This window comes from Micromonospora sp. D75, from assembly GCF_018070405.1.
In the GTDB taxonomy this organism is placed as follows: Bacteria; Actinomycetota; Actinomycetes; order Mycobacteriales; family Micromonosporaceae; genus Micromonospora; species Micromonospora chalcea.
On the sequence record NZ_JAGPXV010000708.1, the window covers coordinates 1 to 2819 of the forward strand.

Genomic DNA, 2819 nt, shown 5'->3' on the forward strand with positions numbered 1-2819 from the left:
CCAGATCACCTGCGGACGCCGGGTCGCCGCGCGACGGGGACGACTACGCGGCGACACCCCCGACACCGGCTCGTCGTCCGAGTCGGCACGCCTGTTCCCCACATACCCCCGCTCCTGGGGGGCGTCCATCGTCCACTCGGCGGTGTGGTCCGACAACGGACCCGCACCGATCGCCCGCGGCTCCGGCCGATCGCGCCGACGGCGGCCCGCCTCCGTGCGCCGGCCACCCTCGGACGACGGCGTCTCGACCTCGATCTCGTCGTCGTCGGGCGCCGCGTGCCGCCCGCCACCGTCCGCGCGGCTCACCCCGGACTCCAGAGCCCAGCGGGGAAGGTAGGTGTCCACCGGCTCGTCCTGGCCGCGCTCGATCGCCCGCCGCCGACTCGGCGTGCGGTAGCTCTCCGGCGCGTACGAGTCGGCCCGGCGCGGCCCGGCGGGCTCGTCCCAGGAACCGCTCGGCCGTCGCTCGCGCGGGCTGTCCTCCCCGCTTCCCCAGTCCCGGTGTCTCACGGCCGGAGCGTGACCTCTCTCAACCCGAAAGTAAACCCGCTGTCCCAGGTGTCGCCGTTCGCAGCGATAGTACGGGACGAACGACGACAAAGCTCAGCCGGAAATCTTCCGTCCACAGGGTGGGGACAGTAAAAGCGCAGGTCAGAGGCGATACGCCCGGAATTCCCCATCACTTTTCCACACCCTGTGCACACCCTGCGCACATGCCGGTCCCCAGGCGTCCACAGGTTGTCCCGAGGCTCATCCACCGGCCTTGTTGAGTCGCTGACCTCGGGTTCCGTATCGTGGTCCCCCCGACCGCCGGGCGATGACCCCCGATCGACCGGAGGGGTCGGCGGAAGTTGTCACACCCCAGCGATAGAGCTGGACTCGATCCGACGCAGCAAGGGGGGCACCCGTGTCGGTCACCGACGAGGCGCGTACGGAACGGACCGGGGGGCAACCGTCGTCCGAGCCGCCGCCGCGCGACGCGCCGTTCGAGAAGACACCACCGCAGGACGTGGCTGCCGAGCAGTGCGTACTCGGCGGCATGCTGCTGTCCAAGGACGCCATCGCGGACGTCGTGGAGATCCTGAAGACCAACGACTTCTACCGCCCCGTCCACGCCACCATCTTCGACGCGATCCTCGACATCTACGGACGCGGCGAACCCGCCGACCCGATCACCGTCGCCGCCGCGCTCGCCGACTCCGGCGACCTCGCCCGCATCGGCGGCGCGCCCTACCTGCACACGCTCATCGCCAGTGTGCCCACCGCCGCGAACGCCGCCTACTACGCCCGCATCGTCGGGGAACGGGCGGTGCTCCGCCGCCTCGTCGAGGCCGGCACCCGGATCGTGCAGCTCGGCTACGGCACCGGGCCGAGCGGCAGCCGCGACGTCGACGACATCGTCGACCTCGCCCAGCAGGCCGTCTACGAGATCACCGAGAAGCGCGTCAGCGAGGACTTCGCGGTCCTGGCCGACATGCTGCAGCCCACGCTCGACGAGATCGAGGCGGTCGGCGCCCAGGGCGGCGTGATGACCGGTGTGCCGACCGGCTTCACCGACCTGGACCGACTGCTCAACGGCCTGCACGCCGGCCAACTTATTATCGTGGCCGGCAGGCCTGGTTTGGGCAAATCAACCGCATCTATGGACTTTGCCCGAAATGCGGCGATCCGGGCCAACCAGGCGTCGGCGATCTTCTCGCTGGAAATGAGCAAGGTCGAGATCGTCATGCGACTGCTCTCGGCCGAGGCGCGCGTACCGCTGCACGTCCTGCGCAGCGGGCAGCTCTCCGACGACGACTGGACCAAGCTGGCCCGCTGCATGGGCGAGATCAGCGAGGCGCCGCTCTTCGTCGACGACACCCCGAGCATGAACCTGATGGAGATCCGGGCGAAGGCGCGGCGGCTCAAGCAGAAGCACGACCTGAAGCTGATCGTGGTCGACTATCTCCAGCTGATGACCTCACCGAAGCGCACCGAGAGCCGGCAGCAGGAGGTCGCGGACCTGTCCCGTGGCCTGAAGCTGCTGGCCAAGGAAGTCGAGTGCCCGGTGATCGCGGTGAGTCAGCTGAACCGTGGCCCGGAACAGCGTACCGACAAGCGTCCGCAATTGTCCGATTTGCGTGAATCGGGATCAATTGAGCAGGATGCGGACGTTGTTATCCTTTTGCACCGCGACGACTACTACGACAAGGAGTCGCCGCGCGCGGGCGAGGCGGACTTCATTATCGCCAAGCACAGGAATGGGCCGACCGACACGGTGACGGTTGCCGCCCAGTTGCACCTGTCGCGCTTCGTGGACATGGCGATCGTCTGAGCGGCGTCAGCCGAGCAGCGGGAACCAGCCGGCGGCCTCGCCCAGCTCCAGCCGGTCCCGGTCGGTCAGCGGCACCCGGCCGGCGGCCTTCAGCAGGTACTCGTGGTCGTCCCAGCCGGCCGGCCGTACCGCCTCGTCGCTGAGCAGCCCGTCCATCGTGGTCACCGCGACCCGCGTCGGGTCGGCCGCCGGCAGCGGCGCGTCCGGCAGGTCCACCACCAGGTCGAGGTGGTGGATGACCGCCTCGGTGGTCAGGGTGGCGAGCAGATGGGGTACGCGCAGCACGTGTCCCTGGGTGGTCACGTACCCGTCGGGGTCTATTGCGGTGGCCGCGCGGACGGCGGCGGGCGCGGTGTCGGACCAGAGCCGGACCACGCCGGTGGGCCGGTCGAAGGCGACGGCGGAGCGGCGTGCCCACCAGGCGTGCCGGGCGCTCGCGTCGTCGTCGCCGGGAGGGACCGCGCGCCAGTAGCTGACGTCGTCCACGTCGGGCGGCCCGGGTGCG

General features: G+C 70.0%; 2 protein-coding genes and 1 pseudogene. 1 reads left to right on the plus strand and 2 read right to left on the minus strand.

The window, feature by feature from the left end; translation table 11 throughout:
* Positions 1 to 510, minus strand: a pseudogene (locus KBX39_RS27950) (hypothetical protein); the annotation flags it as partial.
* 397 nt (positions 511 to 907) lie between these two features.
* Between KBX39_RS27950 and dnaB the strand changes: the two are divergent.
* Complete coding sequence (gene dnaB / locus KBX39_RS27955; protein WP_104112388.1) at positions 908 to 2314, plus strand: replicative DNA helicase; 1407 nt, start codon at positions 908 to 910, stop codon at positions 2312 to 2314.
* Positions 2315 to 2320: 6 nt separating this feature from the next.
* On the opposite strand, the gene KBX39_RS27960 is transcribed toward dnaB, so the two are convergent.
* Positions 2321 to 2819: hypothetical protein (locus KBX39_RS27960; RefSeq protein WP_210873381.1), on the minus strand; the 499-nt coding region annotated here is incomplete at its 5' end.